The sequence below is a fragment of the Flavisolibacter ginsengisoli DSM 18119 genome, from assembly GCF_900129295.1.
Classification (GTDB): Bacteria; Bacteroidota; Bacteroidia; order Chitinophagales; family Chitinophagaceae; genus Flavisolibacter; species Flavisolibacter ginsengisoli.
Map to the genome: position 1 here is coordinate 36,168 of NZ_FQUU01000010.1, position 23,086 is coordinate 59,253.

At 40.7% G+C, this 23,086-nt stretch carries 21 protein-coding genes and 1 tRNA gene; 11 read left to right on the forward strand and 11 right to left on the reverse strand.

The annotated features are described in order from the left end of the window. Positions 1-62: 62 nt before the first annotated feature. Together BUA53_RS12275 and BUA53_RS12280 are read right to left on the reverse strand one after the other, a co-directional pair. Complete coding sequence (locus BUA53_RS12275; RefSeq protein ID WP_072835682.1) at positions 63-773, reverse strand: LytR/AlgR family response regulator transcription factor; 711 nt, start codon at positions 771-773, stop codon at positions 63-65. Further along, entirely contained in the window at positions 774-1,799 is a 1,026-nt protein-coding gene (locus tag BUA53_RS12280; protein ID WP_072835683.1) for a sensor histidine kinase, read from the reverse strand. It lies immediately after the preceding gene. 165 nt (positions 1,800-1,964) lie between these two features. Here BUA53_RS12280 and BUA53_RS12285 point away from each other — a divergent pair, with 165 nt between their 5' ends. After that, positions 1,965-4,361: an outer membrane beta-barrel protein gene (locus tag BUA53_RS12285; protein ID WP_072835684.1), complete on the forward strand. Its 2,397-nt coding sequence runs from the start codon at positions 1,965-1,967 to the stop codon at positions 4,359-4,361. A gap of 71 nt (positions 4,362-4,432) precedes the next feature. Here the strand turns inward: BUA53_RS12285 and BUA53_RS12290 are convergent, their stop codons facing one another. The 4 genes from BUA53_RS12290 to BUA53_RS12305 all read right to left on the reverse strand — a co-directional run bounded on the left by BUA53_RS12290 (position 4,433) and on the right by BUA53_RS12305 (position 7,957). Beyond that, positions 4,433-5,158, reverse strand: a complete 726-nt coding sequence (locus BUA53_RS12290; protein ID WP_072835685.1) for a hypothetical protein — start codon at positions 5,156-5,158, stop codon at positions 4,433-4,435. A 69-nt stretch (positions 5,159-5,227) separates the two neighbouring features. Beyond that, complete coding sequence (locus BUA53_RS12295) at positions 5,228-5,899, reverse strand: hypothetical protein (RefSeq protein ID WP_072835686.1); 672 nt, start codon at positions 5,897-5,899, stop codon at positions 5,228-5,230. 710 nt (positions 5,900-6,609) lie between these two features. After that, complete coding sequence (locus BUA53_RS12300; protein WP_072835687.1) at positions 6,610-7,335, reverse strand: hypothetical protein; 726 nt, start codon at positions 7,333-7,335, stop codon at positions 6,610-6,612. Further along, positions 7,319-7,957, reverse strand: coding sequence for an RNA polymerase sigma factor (locus tag BUA53_RS12305; protein ID WP_072835688.1), 639 nt, complete (start codon positions 7,955-7,957; stop codon positions 7,319-7,321). Before BUA53_RS12305 ends, BUA53_RS12300 begins: the two co-directional genes overlap by 17 nt. Positions 7,958-8,085: 128 nt before the next feature. Between BUA53_RS12305 and BUA53_RS12310 the strand changes: the two genes are divergently transcribed. From BUA53_RS12310 to BUA53_RS12325, 4 genes are read left to right on the forward strand one after another with little or no spacing between them, the layout of a single operon-like run. Next, positions 8,086-8,421, forward strand: a complete 336-nt coding sequence (locus tag BUA53_RS12310) for a DUF2604 domain-containing protein (protein WP_072835689.1) — start codon at positions 8,086-8,088, stop codon at positions 8,419-8,421. 9 nt (positions 8,422-8,430) lie between these two features. Further along, positions 8,431-9,000, forward strand: a complete 570-nt coding sequence (locus BUA53_RS12315; RefSeq protein ID WP_072835690.1) for a putative metal-binding protein — start codon at positions 8,431-8,433, stop codon at positions 8,998-9,000. Then, a complete protein-coding gene (locus BUA53_RS12320) occupies positions 9,001-9,501 on the forward strand; it encodes an MPN domain-containing protein (RefSeq protein WP_139256422.1) in 501 nt (166 codons plus the stop codon). Then, positions 9,501-11,033, forward strand: coding sequence for an E2 ligase fold family C protein (locus BUA53_RS12325; protein ID WP_072835691.1), 1,533 nt, complete (start codon positions 9,501-9,503; stop codon positions 11,031-11,033). The genes BUA53_RS12320 and BUA53_RS12325 overlap by 1 nt, the downstream gene beginning before the upstream one ends. Before the next feature lie 773 nt (positions 11,034-11,806). On the opposite strand, the gene BUA53_RS12330 is transcribed toward BUA53_RS12325, so the two are convergent. From BUA53_RS12330 to BUA53_RS12340, 3 genes are all read right to left on the reverse strand, one after another. After that, positions 11,807-11,888: transfer RNA gene (locus tag BUA53_RS12330), tRNA-Leu, on the reverse strand. A 38-nt stretch (positions 11,889-11,926) separates the two neighbouring features. After that, positions 11,927-12,856, reverse strand: a complete 930-nt coding sequence (locus BUA53_RS12335) for a DMT family transporter (RefSeq protein WP_072835692.1) — start codon at positions 12,854-12,856, stop codon at positions 11,927-11,929. Between the two features lie 33 nt (positions 12,857-12,889). Next, positions 12,890-13,702: a 2,3,4,5-tetrahydropyridine-2,6-dicarboxylate N-succinyltransferase gene (locus BUA53_RS12340; protein ID WP_072835693.1), complete on the reverse strand. Its 813-nt coding sequence runs from the start codon at positions 13,700-13,702 to the stop codon at positions 12,890-12,892. 66 nt (positions 13,703-13,768) lie between these two features. Between BUA53_RS12340 and BUA53_RS12345 the strand changes: the two genes are divergently transcribed. From BUA53_RS12345 to miaA, 5 genes are all read left to right on the forward strand, one after another. Continuing rightward, on the forward strand, positions 13,769-14,908 hold the full coding sequence (locus BUA53_RS12345) for a glycosyltransferase family 4 protein (RefSeq protein WP_072835694.1): 1,140 nt from the start codon (positions 13,769-13,771) through the stop codon (positions 14,906-14,908). Continuing rightward, entirely contained in the window at positions 14,905-15,480 is a 576-nt protein-coding gene (locus tag BUA53_RS12350; protein ID WP_072835695.1) for an L-threonylcarbamoyladenylate synthase, read from the forward strand. The genes BUA53_RS12345 and BUA53_RS12350 overlap by 4 nt, the downstream gene beginning before the upstream one ends. A gap of 203 nt (positions 15,481-15,683) precedes the next feature. After that, complete coding sequence (locus BUA53_RS12355) at positions 15,684-17,105, forward strand: CCA tRNA nucleotidyltransferase (protein ID WP_072835696.1); 1,422 nt, start codon at positions 15,684-15,686, stop codon at positions 17,103-17,105. A 45-nt stretch (positions 17,106-17,150) separates the two neighbouring features. Continuing rightward, positions 17,151-17,720 (forward strand): IS1096 element passenger TnpR family protein, encoded by a 570-nt coding sequence (locus BUA53_RS12360; RefSeq protein WP_072835697.1) that lies wholly within the window; start codon positions 17,151-17,153, stop codon positions 17,718-17,720. Between the two features lie 67 nt (positions 17,721-17,787). After that, positions 17,788-18,699 carry a tRNA (adenosine(37)-N6)-dimethylallyltransferase MiaA gene (gene miaA, locus BUA53_RS12365; protein WP_072835698.1) on the forward strand — a complete coding sequence of 304 codons (912 nt, stop codon included), beginning with the start codon at positions 17,788-17,790 and terminating at the stop codon, positions 18,697-18,699. Here the strand turns inward: miaA and BUA53_RS12370 are convergent. Further along, positions 18,672-20,456 carry an ATP-binding protein gene (locus BUA53_RS12370; protein WP_072835699.1) on the reverse strand — a complete coding sequence of 595 codons (1,785 nt, stop codon included), beginning with the start codon at positions 20,454-20,456 and terminating at the stop codon, positions 18,672-18,674. The two genes, miaA and BUA53_RS12370, sit on opposite strands and share 28 nt — an antisense overlap. Before the next feature lie 152 nt (positions 20,457-20,608). On the opposite strand from BUA53_RS12370, the gene BUA53_RS12375 reads away from it, so the two are divergent. Beyond that, positions 20,609-21,481, forward strand: a complete 873-nt coding sequence (locus tag BUA53_RS12375) for a hypothetical protein (protein WP_139256423.1) — start codon at positions 20,609-20,611, stop codon at positions 21,479-21,481. Here the strand turns inward: BUA53_RS12375 and BUA53_RS12380 are convergent. Then, the gene (locus BUA53_RS12380) at positions 21,478-23,019 is read right to left on the reverse strand and encodes an OmpP1/FadL family transporter (RefSeq protein ID WP_072835701.1); all 1,542 of its coding nucleotides are present in this window, start codon (positions 23,017-23,019) and stop codon (positions 21,478-21,480) included. The two genes, BUA53_RS12375 and BUA53_RS12380, sit on opposite strands and share 4 nt — an antisense overlap. Positions 23,020-23,086: the final 67 nt, after the last annotated feature.

Below are 23,086 nucleotides of genomic sequence, written 5' to 3' on the forward strand. Positions count from 1 at the left end.
ATGCAGCAATTTCATACAAATAGCTGCATCCTCATCACCAGGATAAATATATAGTTCCCCTCTTAACCAAATCTATTGGCATCAATAGAATTAAAGAAAACAGATTTATAGGTGTCACCAATTGGAATAATATGTTTCCCGATAAATATTCTGTTACGTTCTATGACCTCGATCTTATTCAGGGCAACAATAAAAGATTTATGTACCCTCATAAACAGGTTGGCTGGTAGTTCGTTTTCAAGGTTTTTCAAATTCTCCAGTACTATCAGCTTCTCGGTGTTGGTTTGCAGGCTTATATAATCCCTTAAACCTTCAATAAACAGGATGTCTTCCAAGGGAAGCCGCACTAAACGGTTGTCTGTTTTACAAAAAATAAAATCTTTTTGCTTAACCTCATTGGCAGGCGCTGCCTGCTTGGTAGAAAAGTAATCCCTTGCTTTTGATGCTGCTTTCAGGAACCTTTCATAAGTAATTGGTTTTAATAAATAATCCAGGACATTATGCTCATAACCGTCCAGGGCATATTCTCCATATGCCGTTGTCAAAATATACCTGCACTTTTCCCCGGCAATTTTCATCAATTGAATACCTGTTAATTCTTTCATTTGTATATCCGAAAAAACCAGGTCAACCTTATTTTCCTGCAGAAAATTAATTGCTTCAATGGGCCTTGTGGTACTAAAGATCAACTCCAGGAAGGGCGTTTTATTCACATAGTCCTCTATCAATGCCAGTGCCCAGGGCTCATCATCTATGACAATGCATTTTATCATTTATAAATTTATTTCAAGTTCTGCATGGTAATACGATCCGTCAATACCAGTGTTAAAACAATGGTTATCCGGATATAGTAAGTTTAATCTTCGCTTTAAATTGCTCAATCCCGTTCCGGTACTATCTGCATTATGGGTGTCATTTATTTTATTTCTGCAGCTATAGGTAAGTTTGTCCTCTTCAATCCTTAAATTGATTTCAATGGGCTGATGCTGTTCATCTGCAACACCATACTTGAATGCATTTTCAACAAAAGGAAGCAGGATAAAAGGAGCGATCTCCTTTCTTTTTGGGTCTCCGGTTATAGTCATATTTACCGCACCCCCGCCGGTATAACGCAATGCATTGAGATCAATTGAACTCCTCAAATACTCTATTTCCTTTTCCAGCTCCACTTTTTCCTTTGCCAGTTCTGTTGTCATGTAGCGCATTAGTTCGCCCAATTTTTGAATGGCCGGCAGGGCTTTTTCAGATTTATGGTATACCAGCGAATAAATATTATTGATGGTATTGAACAGGAAATGCGGGTTGATTTGCCCACGCAAAAAATTTATTTCAGCTTCTGCCTGTTGTTTTTGCAGTTCATTCCTGGCCTCGATTATTTTGGCATTATTCACCACCAACCAGATCAAAGAAGCGCTTATAATATATTTTCCACCAAAATAAATATTATCAAATACATAGTACACCAGGCTTGTACCGGCGGTGTAGTTTCTCAGTCCTAAAAAATGGGGGTATACCAGTTCTTCAACAAAGTAGCGGAGTATAATATAGATCAGCAATGAAATAATAGACCAGAGAACAACAGATCCTATTTGCCTTTTGCTTTTAAACAGCTTTGGCATTACCAGGAAGTATTGGAAATAAAAGGTTGTGGCACCAACTATAAATTGAGAAATAAATAATGGTTTAAACAGTTTCATCAATTCAACAGGTTCGCGCCGCAGGTACCAATAAACGAGAGGTGAGAATAGGAACCAGGTCCAATACACGATGTGTATTATTTTTTCATACCGTTTTGCCATTTGCTAAAATTATTCATTCTTTTTCTTGCCTTTATTTTAATCTGCAAACACCCTATTATCATCTGCAAAACCCTCAATTGCCTTTGTCGGACATAACCAGGTGTTTGCAGAAAAGGCAATAATTGTTTTTTTGAACTACGCTTCCTTTGGCAAAAATCAGCCAAAATGAAACTCCTGATCTTCATACTATTTACGTTCACCTGTTCTGCCATTTGTGCGCAGCAGGTATCTATTAGGGGCCAGGTACTGGACCCCGTTCAAAAGGGAATTAACGCAGCAAACATTATAATAAGTGACACTTCCTTTAAACCGGTTAAGGGAACCACTTCGGTTGCCGATGGTACATTTAATCTGGAAAAGCTCCACCCGGGTTCATACACGATTGCTATTACCTCAGTGGGTTACAATACTTCCAGTATAAAAGTAAACCTGCAAAAGGATACGGTTATTCATTTAACCCTTATTCCCTCGGCTAAATCACTAAAGGAGGTAGTAGTGACTTCTTCAAAAAAGCTTTTTGAAATGAAGCCGGATAAAATTGTAATGAATGTGGAGGGGAACGCACTGGCAGTGGGTAACAGCGTTTTTGATGTTATCCGTAAAGGGCCGGCTGTATCCGTAGATAAAGATGATAACCTTTTAATGAAGCGCGGGGCTGTTGCCATTTTCATAAATGGAAAACAAAGCTTTTTGTCAGGCACACAACTCACGGAATATTTAAAAAATCTCCCGTCCGAAACGGTGGCCTCCATAGAATTTATCACTAATCCCGGCAATAAATACCCGGCTGAAGGGAACAGTGGAATTATCAATATACGCTTGAAGAAGAATACCTTATTTGGAACAAATGGACAGGCATCTGTAGGCCTGGGCTATGGACGGTATCCCAAATGCAGAACTTCGCTTAACCTGAACCACCGGAGTAAAGTTCTGAACATCTTTGGTAGCAGCAATATCTCCTACAGTAGATCCTACAATGAATTAACTTATAACAGCAGGATCACTAATGGCACCGAAATAACCTACCAGGACAGGAATAATTATTGGAACCCAAGATCCTTGTGGCAGAGTTATAAGGCAGGGCTGGATTATAATATCAGTGAAAAAACTTTAGTAGGCGTTGTCCTCAACCTCGATAAGGAAAAAGATACAGTTGTAACCACAAATACATCTTCCTTTAGCGAATACCGGAAAGTATTGCAAAGGAGAATTGAAAGCGTAAAAAAGCAAAGAGAGCAATTGAATGCATGGAGTGCAAACATCAACTTTAAAAGAACCATGGATACATTAGGTACAGAGTGGACTGCAGATGTTGACTATTCAATGTATAACCGAAAAGAACATAGCCTTAACGAGAATGCTTTCCTGGATGAAAACAACCTGAAGTCGAGAAATGATTTTGTGTTTTTTAATCAGCAACCAGCCCGTGTTCAACTCATAGCTCTTAAATCTGATTATTCAAGGATCATAAGTAACACCGCAAAATTTGAATTTGGCTTTAAATTCAGCAAAGTAAATACTGACAATAACCTGGTTTCTGATACGCTTGCTTCCCGGGGTTGGGAACCAGATCTCAATGTATCAAACCATTTTTTATTAGATGAAGCAATAACAGCAGGTTATGTTATCTATTCTGGTAAGTTGAAGGAAATGGAATACCAATTCGGTTTGCGATCAGAGTATACAGCCACAAAAGGGAATTCTAAGACCTATGGCCAAATCACAAAGCGCAGTTATCTTGGTCTTTTCCCTACAGCTTTTGTAAGAAAAAAAATAAATGATAACAATGACCTTTCTTTCAGCTATGCCAGGAGGGTTAGCCGGCCAGGTTATAATAGCCTGAATCCATTTGTAAGTTACATTGACCCCTACACCAGGTTCGAAGGAAATCCACAATTGAATGCAGCTTATAGTAATAATTTTGAACTAAAGCATAGCTATAAGCAATGGCTTGTTTCTTCCTTTTCGTATTACTCAGTCACCGGTAATATTATTAATACAATTTTACAGGACAACATAACAAAGGTTATTGTTAACAAGTCCCAAAATGCAGGGAAGTCGTCAGCGTTCAGGTTTGATGTAATGGCATCAACTACCTGGAGATGGTGGTCGGCCTCTACCAATATAGGGCTAGGTTATAGTCATGGTGTTTCCACGCTTCCTGGTTATTCCTATGATTCAAAATCTTTTACGGGTGAGTTCTCCACCAATCATAGCTTCACCCTTCCCCGCAGTATTAAATTGATGCTGGATGGTTATTATAGTTTGCCGGAGGTAAGTGGATTGGCGCACCTGGAATCATCTTATGCTGTTAACCTGGGGGTACAGAAATCTTTCTGTGAAAATAAAGTCACGGTCAGGATAAATGCCAGCTCACTCTTTGGCCCCCACCAATACCGGGCACATTATTTAGGTAGCGGTTTAGATATACGCTGGGTTAATGAATGGGAGGGAAGACGCATCAACCTGAATATCAGCTACAAATTTGGAAATCAAAAACTAAAGGATTCCCGGAAAAAAAGGGATGCGCTGGAAGATGAGAAGGGTAGGGTTAATTTTTAAAACTTAGGTCGTCGTGCATAGGAAGAAAGTTGTTGACAGCAGGCTTTCTTCCTCCCGGACAAATAGTTTTTCTATTTGGAACCCCCGGTTAATTTTGTGATCATAGCGGTGATTACAGAGGCCAATACCAGTAAAATCCACCAGCTAATACGTTTGGTTTTGCTATCCAGGTTCTTGTTTTGCCGGATTTTGATAAAGCTCCAGGTCATAAGTCCAAGCAATGCAGTTCCTGCCAGGCCAACAACGACTTTATTACTGACAGTATAAACTACAAACATAAGTCCGGGTGCCAGGAGACCAATTAAAACCTGGTATTTCTCTTTGAAACTGGCAGCCGCTTTATTTGTTACCTGATGAATATCGTTTAACAGGCTTTCAAGTTGGGCGTAATTATCAATCTGTGCCGGAACAACAATAATGTCAGATGGATCTTTGCCCTTGATTAAAAAGCTTCCATTTTTCAGTTTTGCTATTTCCCTAATGTCACTGAAGTAAATGGAAATTGTGGGTGTGTTTAATTGTTCGCGTATAATCAGGTTATTGGTAATGTTCAATGTATAGCTATCAAGCAGCGATTTCTGCCTGTTTACTCCCCTGTAAATTCCAAACCCTACCGCCAGAAAGGCAAAAGGTATGATAAAGGGCAAAATATTAACGTTGTTAGCCTGGTTCTTTGAATTAATAGTGCTGATCAGAATTCCAACGATTACAGCTATCAGCATTAATGGAATTGTCCTGATAAGCATTTGCTTTCTGATAGCATTAAATCCTCCCGGTCTGATTGAAAAATTTTGCATAGTTGATTAAAGCTTACTGCCAAATGAGAACATCGGTATCTGTTTTTGTAATACGTATAAACTATTTGCCTATTCCCTTCTTACCCAATCGGCCTTGATCCTTTCTGTTGGCATTAGAAGTGTTGTCCTTAGGCCTTTAAATTCATCAACCACATGCCCTAAAAAGCAAATAGGTATCTCGTAGTCTTTGGGAAAGGTACCTGCAAACACCGCCTGCCATTTAAAATCTCCTGTTTCATGAATAAACAATTCCTTGTCCTCCTCACTAACAGGCTCGCTGATAATAAACGTTACTACTTCAGGCTTTTTCTTTTTTTGTTTTGCCTGCTTGTTAAAGGCCCTGTGCGCTGCTTCCCTCAGTAGTATAGGAAGGAGCAACTCAAAGTCTTCCTTACTTACTGACAGGCATTGGAGCGAGTCCAAATATTCAAAGAGCCTGCGCAGTACTTCTTCATCCTCCAGGTGCTGGTGAATCAGGGCAATACCTTTATTCCTGCAAAGACTGCAAAGTGTTTGGCTTTTAAAGGCAGGCAAGGCATAGCGGTACACGAGGGACCAAAGGGTATTGCTTGTTCCAAAGCGATCGGAGCTAGCCCGGGAGGGTGCAAAGGCTTTATCAGTCTTAAAACGATGGGTGTCTACCCCGGTTTTGGCGCGGGCACGGTATTCACCTTTCTCTTCATAAAAGCTCACATTATCTACAGTGCCTATTGCTTTTATGGAACTGGTTTGATTAGGCATAGGGTCGTTTTACCTGTAAATATTAAAATAATCATGCATTTATGCAAGTGTTCCAAGGGGTTTTTACCACAATCCTAGCTAAGAGCACCTTTAAAAGATTGGTTATCAAGGCTACTAACTTTATGGCAGCGGCATACCAACCCCCTGTTCTAGGCATGGATACTCCGTGCAAGCACGGAGTATCCATGCCATAGCTATGGTTGAAATAGGGAGGAGTTATGTAAGTAGAATGGAGTAAAGGGTAGGTGACTCTGCCTTTTGTAAAATGCAATTATTTCGGGATGTTTCCTCATCTCTTCTAATCCAATATTTTCTCATAATCTCACATTTCACAATATCTATGTTTCTTTTGAAAGGAAAATTGAATAAAGGATTTATTGTCATTGACCAGCATCCAAGCCAGCTATGGCATCCATTGTATTGTTTCCTGAATAATAAAACCATTGACAAGCATCTGCCCAGACTTTTTTTAATTCATTCCTCAGATTATTAAATTGATCCTAAACAGTTAGGCTTTTAGCTGACTAAGGAGGCCGTTCTCTTTGGGTAAGACCAAGTATTTTGGATCATGGAATAATTTAGTTAGAATAGTTTTTTATTTGGCAGTGGTGAAAGCATACACCTTCAAGATGTGGCACGCCTAGGACTGGATCCCTTACTTGCTGAGGTTCAATTTTTATTGTAAGAAGTGTGTCAAATGAAATTTACAATTATTGAACTTCAATAATAATAATATTTTTATCTTTAATCCACTGCCATACTAATGAAACATTTTGTTGCACAAACCTTCCTTTTTCTTTGGACCAAGCATAGAATTTAGAAAAAAGCAATTCTTCAGAAAAAGGTTCACTCTTCTCCAAGATTTCAAAATAACAGGCTGCAAGGGTGGCAGCTATTTCAGTAAAATCAGTTTTCTTATCCTTAAATAAATCAATAACGTATTGAATTGAATGAGCTGTTTGATCAAAGTATCTTTGGTAATAAGGCTTGTACTTTTCACATCCCTCCAGAGGGATATAAGTTGAACGGTATATAGAATCTTTCTTTTCTTTTTCTACTCGAAACCATTTTTGTTTTTGAAACTCTTTTTCTATGGAATGCATGAATTTATTATCAAAGGGGCCTGCTGCAAATTTCTCATATCGGTGCAGAGTATGGAGGTTAGCCACATGTTCACATAGATATACTAGTTTTTGAAATTTTACACGTCCAAAAGTAGGCTGTGCATGTAGGTCTGACGCAATTTTCGCGGCAAGCACGGCCCGTTTAAAATATTCAGCACTTTTCTCCGCTTTTTGTTTTTTTTGATACTCCTCCAATATCTCACGCTGTTTTAATTCTTCCACTGTACTTGGAGAAATTAAGCCTGCTAACATTAGTCCTTTCTCAAAATCTTCCATTGAGAAAGGACTACTTTCATTATTGGTAGATTTCATTTATGGCTTTTTTAATTTTTGAAATTGCACGTTCTCTTATTTTTCGAATAGTTGCCTTTTGAACACCCAAATCCTCAGACAGTTCCTCGGTAACCTCATCAGGTAAATAGCAGTAATGTTTTTTGTACTCCAGATCTTTCAGAACCACAGCTTGTTCTTTTTTGTTCAATTGGCTAAATATGTATTCGGCATTTTCTTTTATATTTTGAAGTTTTTCGGGATTCTGCTCAAACTGGTCCGTTTCAATAAGATCCTCAAAGTATGTCCTTCGGTGGACAGTTTGTAGATGATGATCGCGTACTTTTTTGCGGTGGTGGTCACGGAATAAGTTTGTGGCTATTTGATATAGATAGACTAGGATGGCTTTTTTGGGATCCTTAACGTCTTTTCGCTCTTTAAAGGTTCCCGATCTACGGGCATTTTCTAGGGTTTTATGCGCAATTTCCTGTCCAATGTGCAGATCCAGCTTTTTGATTTGGCACTTACGCTTACATTCCTGTTTTACATCGGGTAGGAAGCGCTTTACAAACTCAGTAAAGCACCGATCGTCACCTGGTTCGTTACACAAAGCAACAAATAAATCTACATCTGATAGCACTTTATACGGGGCCTGATCAATCAATGGTCTAAATATTATACTACAAAGCGTGACACTTTTGGCCTGTCACGCTTCCGCGTATTACTGATGTAGCAAGATATTTATTTGCTATTATATAAAAAAATAATATCACAAATTAAAATTTTAAAAGCATGAATGAACATGTACACAACAATGCTCCAGATCAAGGTGTTTCTAATTCTGGCAATGGTGGTGGTAGCGGCCATCCAAATCAAATCACGGTCAATATCCGCTATCAAAGCGAGACGGTGCAGGTGACCATCAATCAAAATGAATCCATTAACGCCTTGCTGGAACAGGCCATTAAAGCCACTGAAAATAATAGTGTTGATAAAGACAGGCTGCAATTAAAACTCGGTGGAACTGTGCTAGACCTAAAAAATAAGGTAAGCGATTACGCCATTCAAGAAGGTGTTACCCTGGTGCTCTCTTTAACTGCCGGAGGTGGTGGAAATTATAGCTTATAATAGCCGGTTATGAGTGATACACAATTTGTAGATCCGGTAGTGACTCAACAAAAATTCACAGAAGAATTAGAACGGTTTCGACAGCTTAAAGAAGAATACCGTAGTAAAGGGGTACTGCTTTTAGAAGAAGCGTACCCTAATCTTTATTTTGCCTTTACTGCTCCTTCTCTGAATCCAGTACCGATTGTCTTTGCAGTCTGTATCAATTTTATCAATTATGATGTAGAACCTCTTTCTGTACGGTTCGTGCATCCTGTTACCCTACAACACGTCCTCTTCACCCAAATGCAGACAAGGTTTTTTAGAAATATTAATGGACCGGCGCCGCAGGCATTACTTCAAGCACAGAGCGATCAAGTTCCTTTTTTTTGTATACCAGGTGTGCGCGAATACCACAAGCATACATTTCATAACGGAGACTCCTGGTTTTTATATAGAAAAAATGGCGGGGAGGGCTCTTTATGCTTTTTATTAGATAATCTGCAGCTTTATGGAACGAGCGCTATCAACTCCTATCTATTTCAATTTAATTTTCAAATGCCGAACATTAACCTTGGCATAAATCAATACCCAACTTAAATGAACAGTGAACCGATCGGCTTAATGCATATAAAGACTGTATTTATACCACAGGAGTTTGTTGATGCCATCTATAAAGAATTTCAAGTCACCGGTAGTAAAGGGTATGAACGACTGGCATTACTTGCTGGCAGCAAGAAGGGAAAAGAATTTATTGTAACCAATCTTATTTATCCGGCCCAAGAGCTTCACAGGAGTAGATTTGGTGTTTCTTTTTATGTATCTGGAGCGGAGCTAGGGCGTCTTTGGGACTGGCTCTATGGAAACAAACGCATCCTGATAGCGCAGGTACATTCTCATCCTACAGAAGCTTATCACTCAAAAGCTGATGATGATATGGCTATTATTACCACTTTTGGTGGCCTATCATTAGTCGTACCTGATTTTGGAAATAGTGATCAGAGCTTTGAAGGGAGTGCCATTTTCCGTCTCCAACCGGAAAGTGGATGGACTGAATTGACGAAAGAGCAGATCAATCATTTACTTAAAATTACCCAGTAATGGCCCTAGCCAATTTCTTTGATAAAATAAGCCTTGGAGCTGCCCAGCGTATTAAAAATTACGATCGCAGTTCCTTTGAAAATAAGTTACTAGCTACCCGCCTAGCAATTGTTTATAGCGACAATGCGGTACAGACTAATGAAGGAAAGTTTGCGCTCGATCTGGCGGTACGCATTTTAGCCCGTCTTTATCCAAATATTCAGTTTGTTGACCATTCATCAGACGGGTATGGCAGTACTATTACAAAAGAGCTCAAAGCCACATCCTTTCGCATCAATCCGGTTCTTAACGTAAATGAAGTCGAAGCGCCTGATATTACCCTCGTAATTGGCTCTGTTGATGACCGGCAAGTTGGAGGACAATGTTTTTTTACAGGGTCTTCTGGTTGGAAAGCCACCTTTTCAACTCAATCATCAATGAATTGTGCCGATACCCAAAACCCCTTTGGCGCAGCAGCTTCGGTTTGTATAGCAGCCGCTAATATCTTTCGCTTCCTTTTTGCTGAGGAGCTTGGTCACCCCTCCTTGGATAGGGAGGTCTGCTTTTCAGTGTTTTCCCAACAAATCAATGCAATAAATAAAGAGGAGCCCGCGCTGCCCGCTGATATAACCTTAGGTTTTACCTTGGTAGGCACAGGTGCTATTGGTAACTCAATTCTGTGGTGCTTGCTTCAGTTACCAACACTCAAAGGCTTTCTCAATCTAATCGATGACCAAGAAGTAAGCCTTACTAATTTACAGCGCTATGCATTAATGGAACAAGAACATGTACGCAAAAGCAAAGTAGTGGAGCTTGAAAAAATGTTTACTCGTTTTCCGAATCTTACTGTTAATCCTTTTTTAAATAAATGGCAGGAAATAATTGCTACTCTGCGACCAAATGACTTAGAGCTTATGGCAGTAGCTCTGGATTCTAAAGAGCAACGCCTGTTAATTCAAAGTACGCTGCCTAAAAAAATTATTAATGCCTGGACTTCTCAGCAGGACATTGGTGTATCCCGTCATTTCAACTTTGCTGAAAATGTTTGTCTTGCCTGTTTATATATTCCTAAACAAAAGCAAAAAAGTGAGTCTGTAAAAATCGCTGAATCCCTTAAACTTCCCGAAGAATTAGTCCGAAACTATATTGCCAATTCTATTATGGTAGATGAAGGGTTTATTTTCATGGTAGCCAAAAGTCTAAGCATTCCTGTAGATCAATTGCGTTCTTTAATTGGTAAACCTGTGCAGGTGTTTTACTCTGAAGGTATTTGTGGGGAACGGATCATAAGATCTAGTAGTGCCAGTGGCCATCAGGATCTAGAGGTGCCACTGGCCCATGAGTCGTTTTTGGCTGGTATATTAGCTGCCGCAGAAATCATTATAGAATCGGCGCAATTGCGTTTAAATAAAATTGAGCCGTTAACGAAAATAAACCTGCTTATGCCATTACATAATTTCTTAAAAGAAGATGAAGAAAAAAATTTACAAGCTCGTTGTATTTGCACCGAACCAATTTTTGTTAAACGTTTTAAGACAAAATGGAGTTTATAAAAATTTATACGTTTTAAGTAACAATAGTATTAAAACATTTAAAACTTTTAAAGTGCCGAAACATAATTATCAAGCAAGATTAGAAAAACTACGTTCTAGAAGAATAGATATCGTTCTAAATAAAGCTTTCTTAGCCGAATCATTTAATCGTTCTATTCTTCCTAGACTGTCCGCTATGTATTCGAAGCCATGAATGCGATCTTATCTTTTGGGACCTGAAATTATCCGTTTAAGTGTTGAAGTAGATAGGGGAAGATTAGTCTATCGAGAAAAAGGTAAAGATAGAAGTATGTCTTATAAGAGAGTAAAGAAATGGCTAATTTGAACTTCACACATGATAGACCACAAGTTCCAGGTTGGTTGTTTTAAATTTAATTAGTTGTCCCCTAAAAAAGATAAAACTATAGTCAAGCAATCGCCCAGGTACTTTTTTAATTCAAGCCTCAGAAATATTTCATGATCCAAAATAGTTGGTCTTACCCAAGGCCTTCGCGCCACTTCGTTTCGCTGGGCTTTTCTGTTTGTCCGTAGTTTGAAAGCATGCAGCAAATTATTTCAAGCTCAATTTTGTCAATGCATGCTTTCTCCACTCCCAAACATAAAAGCCCTCTCTTTTTATTGGATTATTTCATGATCCAGGAATATGTGGTCTTACCCAAAGACCTCGGCCTCCTTCGTCGGCCTCGGGGCTTTTTATTTGTTCCTGCCTGCGGACAAGCCCGCGCCAGTCCCAAATAAAAAGCCCCATCTCACTGCGTGAGACGGGGTCTTTGTGCCCGGGACTGGATTCGAACCAGCACACCTCGCGGCGCCGCCACCTGAAGACGGTGCGTCTACCAATTTCGCCACCCGGGCAGGGGAGTGCAAATATAGCTTTCCTGCCTAATCCAACATCAAACCACCTCCACTTTTTTCGTTTTTACAACCAATAATAATACACCAGCTAATACCAAAAGAGTACCTATGATCTGTAACAGGAATATTTTCTCGCCCAAAAAATAATGAGCTTGTAATATGGTTGATACCGGTCCTATGCTGGATATAATGGCCACCTTGGTTGACCCAACCTTTTTCATAGCATAGGATAACATATAAGTTGGTATCACGGTAGCTATTAAAGCCAGTGCAATACCATACCACCATAAGCTCATACCTGACTGCAATAAATCATATTGCCCACGGACCAGGTAATGAACAAACACACCAGCCGTTGAAGACAAAAGTGCATAGGAAGTAAATTTATTGGCGCCTATCCTTGGGATCATTTTGCCGCTTCCGGCTATATATACTGAATAGGTAATGGAGCAAAGAAAAACCAATAACGTTCCGAGGAAGAAATGAGGGTTAGAAGTATCTACATTCAGCTCACCATAATAGGCTATTCCAATTCCGATATAGGTAAGCACAAGTGCTGCTCCTTCATTACGCCGGATAGGCTCCTTGAATACAAAAGCATTGATCAAAACGGCAAACGATGGATACAGGAATAAAATAAGCCTCTCCAGTCCGGCAGATATATATTGCAACCCTATAAAATCAAAAAGACTGCTCAGGTAATAACCAAATAAACCAAGACCAATTGTATACATCCATTCCTTTCGTGACAATTGCACATTTTCCGGGTTTTTTGTAATAAGGATAGCAGCCAGAAGGTAAAAAGGTAAGGAGAACACCATGCGCAGGGTAAGCAGCGTCAGTGCATCAACCTTTACATCTGCAAATGCCAGCTTTACTATGATCGCTTTGGTGGAAAATAGAATCGCACCAAAAAAGGCTACCAATATTCCAATAAACCCTGCGGGCAGGTTTCCATCTTTATCCATACATAAAAAACCCCGCTGCTGCGGGGCCAATTATTAAACAGCTACATTAAAATCTCTTAAAGCATCATTGAGGCTCGTTTTCAGATCGGTGCTTTCTTTTCTTTTGCCAATGATCAGTGCACAACTCACATTGTATTCTCCGGCGGGGAATTTTTTATTATAACTTCCTGGTATCACCACGCTGCGTGCAGGCACCACACCTTTTGTTTCTACGGGCTCACTGCCGCTGACATCAATGATCTTTGTCGACTGCGTCAATACTACATTGGCACCCAGCACAGCTTCCTTCTCCACGCGAACACCTTCTACAACAATACACCTGCTGCCAATGAAACAACCATCTTCAATGATCACGGGAGAAGCCTGCAAAGGCTCCAGCACACCACCAATGCCTACACCACCACTCAGGTGCACACCTTTACCTATCTGCGCACAACTGCCTACAGTCGCCCAGGTATCCACCATTGTTCCTTCATCCACGTAAGCGCCAATATTTACATAGGAAGGCATCAACACCACATTCCTGGCCACATAGGCACCATAACGGGCCACGGCATGAGGCACAGCCCTGACACCCAGTTCCTTGTAATTCTTTTTCAACAGCATCTTATCGTAAAACTCAAATGGCTCCATACTCCATGTCTGCATCGGCTGGATGCCAAAATATAAGAGGATGGCCTGCTTCACCCACTCATTCACCTTCCAGCCATTCTCAGTTGGCTCCGCCACGCGTAACCTTCCTTTGTCCACTTCTTCTATCACCGCCCTTATGTCATCCTGTATGGCCTGGTAAGTCAGCATTTCACGCTTTTGCCATGCTTGTTCAATAGACTCTCTTAACTTCATCGAAATTTTTTTGCAAACTTAACTGAACTGGAGTAATTGCTCATTACAACCTTCTAATAAACAGGAATGAAAATTGGCTTTGACGGAAAGAGAGCTTTCCACAATACCACGGGGCTGGGAAATTATAGCCGCACCCTCATCAGGGGCCTGGCAACCTGGTACCCCGAACACGAGTATTACCTGTTCAATCCAAAACCTTCACGAAAATTTTCCAAACCGGTATTCCCGCAAGTTCATGAAGTATTGCCTGCAGGATTGATCAATAAAACCTTTTCTTCCGCCTGGCGAAGTAGTTGGGTTAAGAAAGACCTGGAGCAATTGGGTATTCAGTTATACCATGGCTTAAGCCATGAGATACCACACGGCATTCAGCATACCGCTATACGATCTGTGGTTACTATTCATGACCTTATCTTTGAAAGATACCCGGAACAATTTGGAAAGATCAATGTGCTGATATACCGCCACAAGTTTCAATACTCCTGCCGCAATGCCAACCACATTATAGCCATCAGTCAACAAACCAAACAGGATATTATAGACTGGTATGGCATAAGCGAAGAAAAGATTGATGTATGTTATCAAAGTTGCGATCCTGTTTTTGCCGAGGTCATCGCAGAATCAGAAAAGCAACGTACCAGGAAGCGATATAACCTGCCGCAGCAGTTTTTCCTGTATGTGGGTTCCATTATTGAACGAAAAAATTTGCTGGGCATATGCCAGGCAATGTATATTAATGGTAATAGTTCTCTGCCATTGGTAGTGATAGGAGATGGACGTGCCTATAAGCAAAAGGTAAAGGAATATATACATGAAAAAGGGTTGTCATCGCAGGTCATTTTTCTTTCAGAAACCCAGCCAATAGGTAAAGACACGAGAGAACTGGCTACTATTTACCAGTTGTCCACGGCCCTTGTTTATCCTTCCTGTTTTGAAGGTTTTGGCATACCGGTATTGGAAGCCATGTGGTCTGGAGTTCCCGTGATCACCTCCTCGGTTTCCTGTCTTCCGGAAACAGGAGGCGAAGCAGCATTGTATGTCGATCCTTCCAATCCTGAATCAATGGCTGGTGCCATGAAACGCATCCAGGATAATGAAGATTTGCGTAGGGAAATGATCATCCTTGGCCACCGCCAGGCAGAAAATTTTACACTGGAAAAATGCACCGATGAAATTATGCGGGTGTATAAAAAATTGATGAAATGACTAAAGCATTTGAAAAAGATATTGAAGAAAGCCTTCGCATAATGAAAGAAGGTGGTGTGATCCTTTATCCCACAGATACTATCTGGGGATTGGGATGTGATGCCACGAATTCCGAAGCTGTAAAAAGGATCTATAATATTAAAAAGCGGGATGATTCCAAAAGCATGATCATACTGGTTGCAGATGAAAGGGAATTAATGCAGTATGTGGCGGCCCCCGATCCACAGGTTTTTGACTTCATTCAAGAACAAACCAGGCCCACCACCATCATTTTTGATCATGCCATTGGGCTGCCCGATAACCTGGTGGCAGAGGATGGGTCCATAGCCATACGCCTGGTACAGGATGAGTTTTGCCGGCATTTGATAAAGCGTTTACGCCATCCCGTTGTTTCGACTTCGGCTAACATTAGTGGTCAGTCATCACCACAATCTTTCAATGATATTGCCCCGGAGATAAAAACTGCCGTTGATTATATTGTTGATTGGAGACAGAAGGATACCAGGCCCACCCAACCTTCCCGCATTATCAAATGGATGGGAAATGGTGAATTTAATGTGATCCGGGAATGAGGAAAAGATTTGGACCCGTAATATTGATAAGGGTAGCTAGTTTGTTTCAATAGATTAATATACTAACCGATCCATCTTTCTAATCAACCTTTCAACTTTTCAACCTTTCAACCTTTCAACATTTCAACACGTCAACTTTCAATTCCCAGCCTTACAACTAGTCTATTGTTCCACCAATTACCCATTACAATATCTTTGCGCCGATGGATATTCAATGCAGTGATAAAGAATTGGAGATATTAAAAAAGGTGGCACAGGCCGCGGCGGCCTTGAACTATCCCTGTTATTTAATTGGCGGATTTGTACGGGACAAGATCCTTGACCGGCCAACTAAGGATGCAGATTTTGTCTGTGCCGGCGATGGATTGGAACTGGCCAGGGTAGCAGCTTCTCTTTTCAAACCACTTCCTAAAGTTTCCTATTTTAAAAATTTTGGTACGGCACAATTTAAAATGCCTGATGGCTTTGACCTGGAGTTTGTAGGCGCCCGGCGGGAAAGCTACCGTTCCCATTCACGCAAACCTGATGTAGAAGCAGGTACACTGGAAGAGGATCAGAACCGTAGGGATTTTACCATCAATGCTTTAGCCATAAGCCTGAACCAGGACAATTTTGGTACGCTGATCGATCCTTTTCATGGCTTGGAGGATATGAAGCAGGGTTTGATACGTACGCCAATGGATCCTGCTCAAACCTTCAGTGATGATCCCTTGCGGATGATGAGGGCAATTCGCTTTGCCACACAATTACATTTCCGTATTTATCCTGAGACCTTCCATGCCATTAAGAAAAATGCGGAACGCATCAGCATTGTTTCCCAGGAGCGCATCACTGATGAACTGAACAAGATCATCATGACGCCTAAGCCATCCATAGGATTTAAATTATTAATGGAAAGCAACCTGTTGTCCATGATATTCCCACAAATGGTAGAATTGGCAGGAGCTGAATTTATAGAAGGCAAGGGGCATAAAGATAATTTTTACCATACACTGCAGGTACTGGATAATGTAGCAGAGAAATCTGACAACCTCTGGTTGCGTTGGGCTGCTATCTTGCATGATATAGCCAAACCTGCCACCAAGCGGTTTGAAGATGGCTTTGGTTGGACCTTCCACGGGCATGAAGTGGTAGGGGGCAGGATGGTGCCTAAGATCTTTAATAAACTGAAGCTTCCCTTAGGCGAACCCATGAAATACGTCAAAAAGCTGGTAGAGTTGCACCTGCGTCCTATCTCTTTAACCAAAGAAAATATTACCGACTCCGCAGTACGTCGCCTGCTTTTCGATGCAGGTGAAGAAATAGAAGACCTGATGATCCTGTGCAACAGTGATATTACTTCAAAGAATAAGGTCAAGGTGAAGAGATACATTGAGAATTTTGAAATGGTGCGCAAGCGATGCAAGGAAGTGGAGGAAAAGGATCATATACGGCAATGGCAACCACCTATTACTGGTGAGATCATTATGGAAACTTTCGGCATTTCCCCTTCAAAACCTGTTGGTATCATTAAGGATGCCATTAAGGATGCTATACTTGATGGCGAAATACCCAATGAATATGAAAAGGCCTATCAATTCATGTTGCAGAAGGGTGCCGAGTGTGGTTTAGTTCCGGTTAAATAAGCCGTTTTGGCTATATTTGGGGTTTATTGAATGTGAAATCACACTATGGCTATACTGAAATTCAGAGTATATTTTGAAGAAGACGACAGCGTATACCGGGATATTGCTATCAGGCATAAACAGAGTTTTTTAAACCTGCATGAAGCTATTCTAAAAGCTTTTGAATTCGATTCTAAACACCAGGCAACATTCTACCGCAGCAATGACCAGTGGCAGCGGGGAAGAGAGATCACCCTTGAACCTTATGACAAACAATACCGGGCTGCTCCCTTATTAATGAAGGAGACAACCATTGGTTCAGAAATAAAAGATACCAACCAGCGTTTTATCTATACTTATGATTTCACAAAAGGGTGGACCTTCCTGATTGAATTGATCAATGTATCAAAGGAAGAGAATCCCAAGCTTACTTATCCTGCCATGGTACGCAAGGAAGGTATTGCACCCAGTCAGTATGGAACCAAAAGTCTGCTTGGTGAACGCTTTGCCGATGTAGAAGAAAAGTATGACCTGACCAAGGGTGCTGAAGGATTTGGTGAAGAAGGAGAGGAGGGCGTTGATGACCAGGAAGCAAGTGCAGATGATACGGGTACAGACACAGGTGATGAATTTTAAGTCCTTTAATAAAATCTGAACATTTTATAATAACTCTGTCAGTGGCAGGGTTATTCTTTTATAGACCATGGCAACAAAGAACAAAACGCTTATTGTTATTGCAGGTCCTACGGCAGTTGGTAAAACTGCTGTTGCTATTGACATCGCCCGCCATTTGCAAACAGAGATCATTTCAGCCGACAGCCGCCAATGCTACCGCGAATTGAATATTGGTGTGGCCCGTCCCTCGGAAGAGGAATTGTCTGCAGTGAAACATCATTTCATTGCCTCGCACTCCATACATGAAAAAGTAAACGCTGTAACATTTGAGCAATATGCGCTTGCTGCCCTTGACAACATATACCGGGACCGTGATATTGCAGTGGTAGTGGGCGGTACAGGCCTCTACATAAAGGCCTTGCTGGAAGGTATGGATGAAATACCTGGAGTGCCGGAGATATTGCATAATGAATTGATCCATGAATACAATAAAAATGGACTTGAGTGGTTGCAGGACCAGGTTAGGACATTAGATCCTGCATTTTATGAAAAGGGAGAGATTCAAAACCCACAGCGTTTATTGCGTGCACTGGAAGTATGGAAGGCAACTGGCAGGTCGCTCATGGATTTTCGCAAAGGAGAAAAAACACCCCGTTACTTCGACGTCATTAAGATTGGCCTGCAATTACCCCAGGCAGACCTGCACCATAATATTAATAAAAGGGTGGAGGCAATGATGGAACATGGATTGTTGGAGGAAGTGCGGTTGCTGATACCATGGCAACACCTGAATGCGCTGCAAACTGTTGGATATAGAGAACTTTTTGATCATTTCAATGGTGAAATTTCATTGACTGGAGCTATCGAACGGATAAAGATCTCAACCCGGCAATATGCAAAGCGGCAGCTTACATGGTTTAGAAAAGACAATGAGTATCATTGGTGTTTACCTGGCGTTACCCATGTACAGAGCTATTTGCGAAGCATTTCGGTCTCCTGAAGATTATCCTGCACTTCATTGTCTTCCCTTTTGTGCAGTTTTTGATTTTGTGGAACAATTATATAGAAACAGGCACCCTTATTTTCTTCAGCTTTCGCATAGATCAATCCATTATGATTCTCTATTACTTTTTTACAAAGAGCCAATCCAATTCCGGATCCCGGGTACGCCTGCCTGTCATTCAATCTTTTGAACAAGCCGAATATCTGGTCTGAATATTCAGAACTGAATCCAATACCATTATCCTGGAATTTGATCTCATAATAGGTTGATTCCCCGGGTAGCCCACGCGCTCCTTTTTCAATATCATTCAATTCTTTACTGGTGATCATAATTTGTGGAGAAACTCCTTCCCGGGCAAACTTGAATGAATTGTTGACAAGGTTGTAAAACAACTGGGTCATTTGAAGCGGAATAGCTTCAATTATGGGTAGGGTATTTGATTCAATGCTTCCTCCTGTCTGGCTGATAGTCAGATCAAAATCCGAACGCACTCCTTCCAGTATCTTATTAAGGTCTGTCTGTTCATAAAGATCCTCTTTTCGCATGCTGGAGAAGCTTAAAATATCCCTGATCAAAACAGACATGCGTTCTGCTGACCGCATGATCTTGTCCAGCTGTATCTTCCCTTTTTCATCCAGGTGTTCCGATTGAGTTTCCTGGAGGTAACTTCCAAAGGCTCTTATCTTTCGCAAAGGCTCCTGCAGGTCATGACTGGCTACATAGGCATATTGCTCCAGCTCCTTATTCGAGCGCTCCAGTTGAGTAATGTTGTCCTTTAGTTCTTCCTCATACTTTTTGAGCTGGGTAATATCCTGGAACGAAGCTGTTAGTCCATCACCCATTTTTACAAGCGATACCAGTAACCATCGTTGCGTTTGACCATCTTCAAAATAGGCTTCAAAAACAGAGGATTGACCTGATTCCACAACTTCTACGTATTGCTCAAATAGGTTTATATCTTTTACCGAAGTACGAAATGCTTTAATATTATTTCCCATCACTTTGCTGGCATTAATGCCTATCAGTGTTTCTATTGCCTTGTTGGCAAAAGCCAGGCTGAAATCTGTGATAACACCGTCCTTTCTTAAAGCCTTATAATTGACTATTCCATTTTGAGAGGTATTCAGAACAGATTCAAGAAATCCTTCCAGCCATAGTCTCTTTTGAGAAAGAAATAATGTAGAAATAAAAGTGGAGATAATAATGGTAACGGCCAGTAGTGCAAAGACAACGCTTACTATATTGTTGGCGCGCATCGAATCTTTCAGCTTTGCATTCCTGCTTACCAGCAATTCATTTTCATGGGCAACACCCCTGTTGATGATCTCGTGAATATCAAATAAATAATCCAGGCGCCAGGCTTCCCCGGATTGAATGATCTCGGCGATGTTCTTCTGTAATATGGTGTATATCTGCCCGCTGATCATGGTTGATAAGGAATCTACCAGCCGCGTTTGTTCCTTGTTATCCTTAACAAGGATTTTTAGTTCCGCCAGTTCACCATTGATCTGTAAACCCTCATTCTTATACAGCTTATAGAAATTATTCTCAGGTATAGAGTCGTAAGTGGGACTGTAGATCTCAGCGCTTTTAAAATGATTGGAAAGCCGTTCAAATAAGGTTATAACATTCCGCGTATGATTGACCGCATTATTATATTCCTTCATGTTATCAAAACTCATGCGGTTTAAAATGATCACCACTATCAACAATATGAATGAAATACCAAAAGCATAAAAAGTTCTTTTACTCATTTGCTGACGCTTCTTTAGATCTTAAACCAAGAGGATAAATACAAAGGGAAATATTTTAGTATTTCAATAGCCTGGAAACCTTAAACCAATAAAATTATGTAAAGAACGGTTGTAAGTTTCATGGTAATGAGGTTTCTTTATCTTTTTATTCTATGAAACAACTAATCCTTACTACTTGTCTTTATCTCTTTTCCCTGTGTGTCTATTCACAGGATTCAACTTCTCTTAGCAAAATGCAGGCCGGCATCCAATTGAACACCATACCTTACCTGTCCGTCAATAATTCAGATACATTTTACAGTAATTCCCTGGTGGTGGCACCATTTATACGTTATTATTACCAGGGGTTTGGAGTGAAATATGCGCCCTATTTTATCACTGGTGGCAGCAAGCCGGGTATCTACATGCAAACGGTTACTGCAGGCTACGAGCAATACAATAAGGAACATATCAACCTTGACCTTTCCTATACCCATTTTTTCTTTTCCGGCAATAGTACCATTCCTTACACACCATTAAATAATGAACTCTATGGTTTTATTAGTTTAAAAAAACCATGGCTGGCACCTTTATTAAGCGTTGACCTTGGCTTTGGTAAAGATGAATCAGGCCAGGAACAGGCAGGTCTTAATGCTGCTGCAGGCCTCAGTCATAGCTTTACCAGTAATGGCACGCATTTGTTTTCCTCTATTGAAATTGATCCCTCCCTGTTGGTAAATGGATCAGCCAATGATTTTTATTCTTTTCTTACTTCTTCTAAATACATCACCCATAATAAAAATTATGGAAACTACATAAAGACCAATGGACGGGCCAGAAGACAGACTGGAGGTGGTTCTACGGGCTCACAATCAACAACAAAGGCAGGTAGCCCGTTTGTATTCAGTAATATGGAGTTGAATGTCTATTCAGATCTTACAGCACACCATTTCGAGATCATACCTGTTGCCAGCTTGTATTTTCCCTTAGAAAAAACATTACCGGTTTCAGGTTACTGGGAATTGAAACTGGCCTATGATTTTTAAAACTTGAAGCCTACCGTACCAACTATATTGCTTGCTGTATTTTTTAGATTGGCTGCATAATAAGGAGCGCTTTCAAGCCTGTATGCATAATTCACATCCTTATTGATAGCATAAATATAAGTAAGGTCAATAAAAAAACCTTTGTTGCGGTAACCAAGTCCGCCGCTTAGGTTCATCTTGCTTCCATTTTCACCTTTGATATCCTGGTAAGGATTACTATAATAAGATGCTCCCAACCTTGCCATAATGGTCGTGAATTTTAATTCACCACCCACCCTGAAGTTAAAAGCGCCTTTATAAGCCTTGTCAATTGCATTATTCAGGGATTTCAGGTAATTCTTTGTGGTTTCATCGCTGTTATTATCAGCGTCCGGCTGAAAAGAAGATGCCTTATAATTGACATACTCAACATCAGCAGTTATAAATCCTCTTTGTTTTGTCACATCCTGTATCTCACGTATTACATACGATATGCTTCCAATAACCTTGTACGGAGTTACCAGCAGGTATTTGAATTCAGAAGGCTGGTCATTCATATAGCTTTTTGAATTATCCTTCCAGGCACTGTCTGCAGGAACATCATCATTCACTACTACTGAGGCCTCATAATTATCCGTGAGGGAATAAAAGGTGGGTGTGTGCACGGCCAGGCCTAATCTCCAGGCTTCAGCAGGTTTGTAAATAACACCTGCCTTCAGGTTTACACCCACTCCTGATGTATGCAGTTTGTCTGTAAACATGCCATAATCAAAATGGTTATTGGGATTAGTTGTGGCATCTGCTTCCACAAATTCAGATTCTTTTTTATAATTAAGGATAGGGACACCAAAGCTTCCCCCTATCATGATCTTATCCTTAAGGTTCACGGCCATTCCAAAAGAAAATTCATTAATGCCTCCACGGTTTTTAATTGACTGTTGCTGCAACAATCCAGTGGCTACCGGGGCGCTTGTTTCAAATCGGTTTATTTGTCCTGAACTGTTCTTTACAGCATCTACCCAATAGGTATTGTATGCAAGACTGGCACCTAAAGGAAATTCCGTTTCAACTCTTGAATCTTTGATGCCGCTGTTGTTTAATTCTTCAGCAAATTTCTGTGCAAAGGAGCTTTGCGTGTTTTTCCCCTTGTATATGATATCACTGTTGAAATCAGCTGTATGATTAAAAGCTATACTGAATGATGTATTTCGCACATTGCCCCGGCCATCGCCACTACCCATAACAAACCCTGTTGTTCCCAAAGCGAACCTTTGGGTTTTATCCTGGTCCGTAGTACCCAGGTAAGTGCCTTTGGTCTTTCCGGATTGGTAAAGAGGGGTAATGATAAAATCACCTGTTTTGAAAAAAGCAAGCCCGGCAGGGTTCACATAATTGGCTGTGATATCGCCTCCCAGGGAGCCCATAGCGCCACCTATAGCTTGTGTACGTGCACTTCCTCCTGGTGTATACCATGAAAAGCGAAGTGCATCAGCAGGCTCCTGTGCCATTACAGCAGCGCAGCAAATGATACCATGTATAAAGAGTACTGTTTTCTTCATAATAAAGCGTTTTATAATAGGGTTCTTCCAGGACAAAGCAATCTAATAAGGCCACCTAAAAGGTACC

What these genes read in the sequence shown, in the direction of transcription:
- BUA53_RS12275 (WP_072835682.1), bottom strand. Translation starts at nt 773, where the DNA reads ATGATAAAATGCATTGTCATAGATGATGAGCCCTGGGCACTGGCATTG.
- BUA53_RS12280 (WP_072835683.1), bottom strand. Translation starts at nt 1,799, where the DNA reads ATGGCAAAACGGTATGAAAAAATAATACACATCGTGTATTGGACCTGG.
- BUA53_RS12285 (WP_072835684.1), top strand. Translation starts at nt 1,965, where the DNA reads ATGAAACTCCTGATCTTCATACTATTTACGTTCACCTGTTCTGCCATT.
- BUA53_RS12290 (WP_072835685.1), bottom strand. Translation starts at nt 5,158, where the DNA reads ATGCAAAATTTTTCAATCAGACCGGGAGGATTTAATGCTATCAGAAAG.
- BUA53_RS12295 (WP_072835686.1), bottom strand. Translation starts at nt 5,899, where the DNA reads ATGCCTAATCAAACCAGTTCCATAAAAGCAATAGGCACTGTAGATAAT.
- BUA53_RS12300 (WP_072835687.1), bottom strand. Translation starts at nt 7,335, where the DNA reads ATGAAATCTACCAATAATGAAAGTAGTCCTTTCTCAATGGAAGATTTT.
- BUA53_RS12310 (WP_072835689.1), top strand. Translation starts at nt 8,086, where the DNA reads ATGAATGAACATGTACACAACAATGCTCCAGATCAAGGTGTTTCTAAT.
- BUA53_RS12315 (WP_072835690.1), top strand. Translation starts at nt 8,431, where the DNA reads ATGAGTGATACACAATTTGTAGATCCGGTAGTGACTCAACAAAAATTC.
- BUA53_RS12320 (WP_139256422.1), top strand. Translation starts at nt 9,001, where the DNA reads ATGAACAGTGAACCGATCGGCTTAATGCATATAAAGACTGTATTTATA.
- BUA53_RS12325 (WP_072835691.1), top strand. Translation starts at nt 9,501, where the DNA reads ATGGCCCTAGCCAATTTCTTTGATAAAATAAGCCTTGGAGCTGCCCAG.
- BUA53_RS12335 (WP_072835692.1), bottom strand. Translation starts at nt 12,856, where the DNA reads ATGGATAAAGATGGAAACCTGCCCGCAGGGTTTATTGGAATATTGGTA.
- BUA53_RS12340 (WP_072835693.1), bottom strand. Translation starts at nt 13,702, where the DNA reads ATGAAGTTAAGAGAGTCTATTGAACAAGCATGGCAAAAGCGTGAAATG.
- BUA53_RS12345 (WP_072835694.1), top strand. Translation starts at nt 13,769, where the DNA reads ATGAAAATTGGCTTTGACGGAAAGAGAGCTTTCCACAATACCACGGGG.
- BUA53_RS12350 (WP_072835695.1), top strand. Translation starts at nt 14,905, where the DNA reads ATGACTAAAGCATTTGAAAAAGATATTGAAGAAAGCCTTCGCATAATG.
- BUA53_RS12355 (WP_072835696.1), top strand. Translation starts at nt 15,684, where the DNA reads ATGGATATTCAATGCAGTGATAAAGAATTGGAGATATTAAAAAAGGTG.
- BUA53_RS12360 (WP_072835697.1), top strand. Translation starts at nt 17,151, where the DNA reads ATGGCTATACTGAAATTCAGAGTATATTTTGAAGAAGACGACAGCGTA.
- miaA (WP_072835698.1), top strand. Translation starts at nt 17,788, where the DNA reads ATGGCAACAAAGAACAAAACGCTTATTGTTATTGCAGGTCCTACGGCA.
- BUA53_RS12370 (WP_072835699.1), bottom strand. Translation starts at nt 20,456, where the DNA reads ATGAGTAAAAGAACTTTTTATGCTTTTGGTATTTCATTCATATTGTTG.
- BUA53_RS12375 (WP_139256423.1), top strand. Translation starts at nt 20,609, where the DNA reads ATGAAACAACTAATCCTTACTACTTGTCTTTATCTCTTTTCCCTGTGT.
- BUA53_RS12380 (WP_072835701.1), bottom strand. Translation starts at nt 23,019, where the DNA reads ATGAAGAAAACAGTACTCTTTATACATGGTATCATTTGCTGCGCTGCT.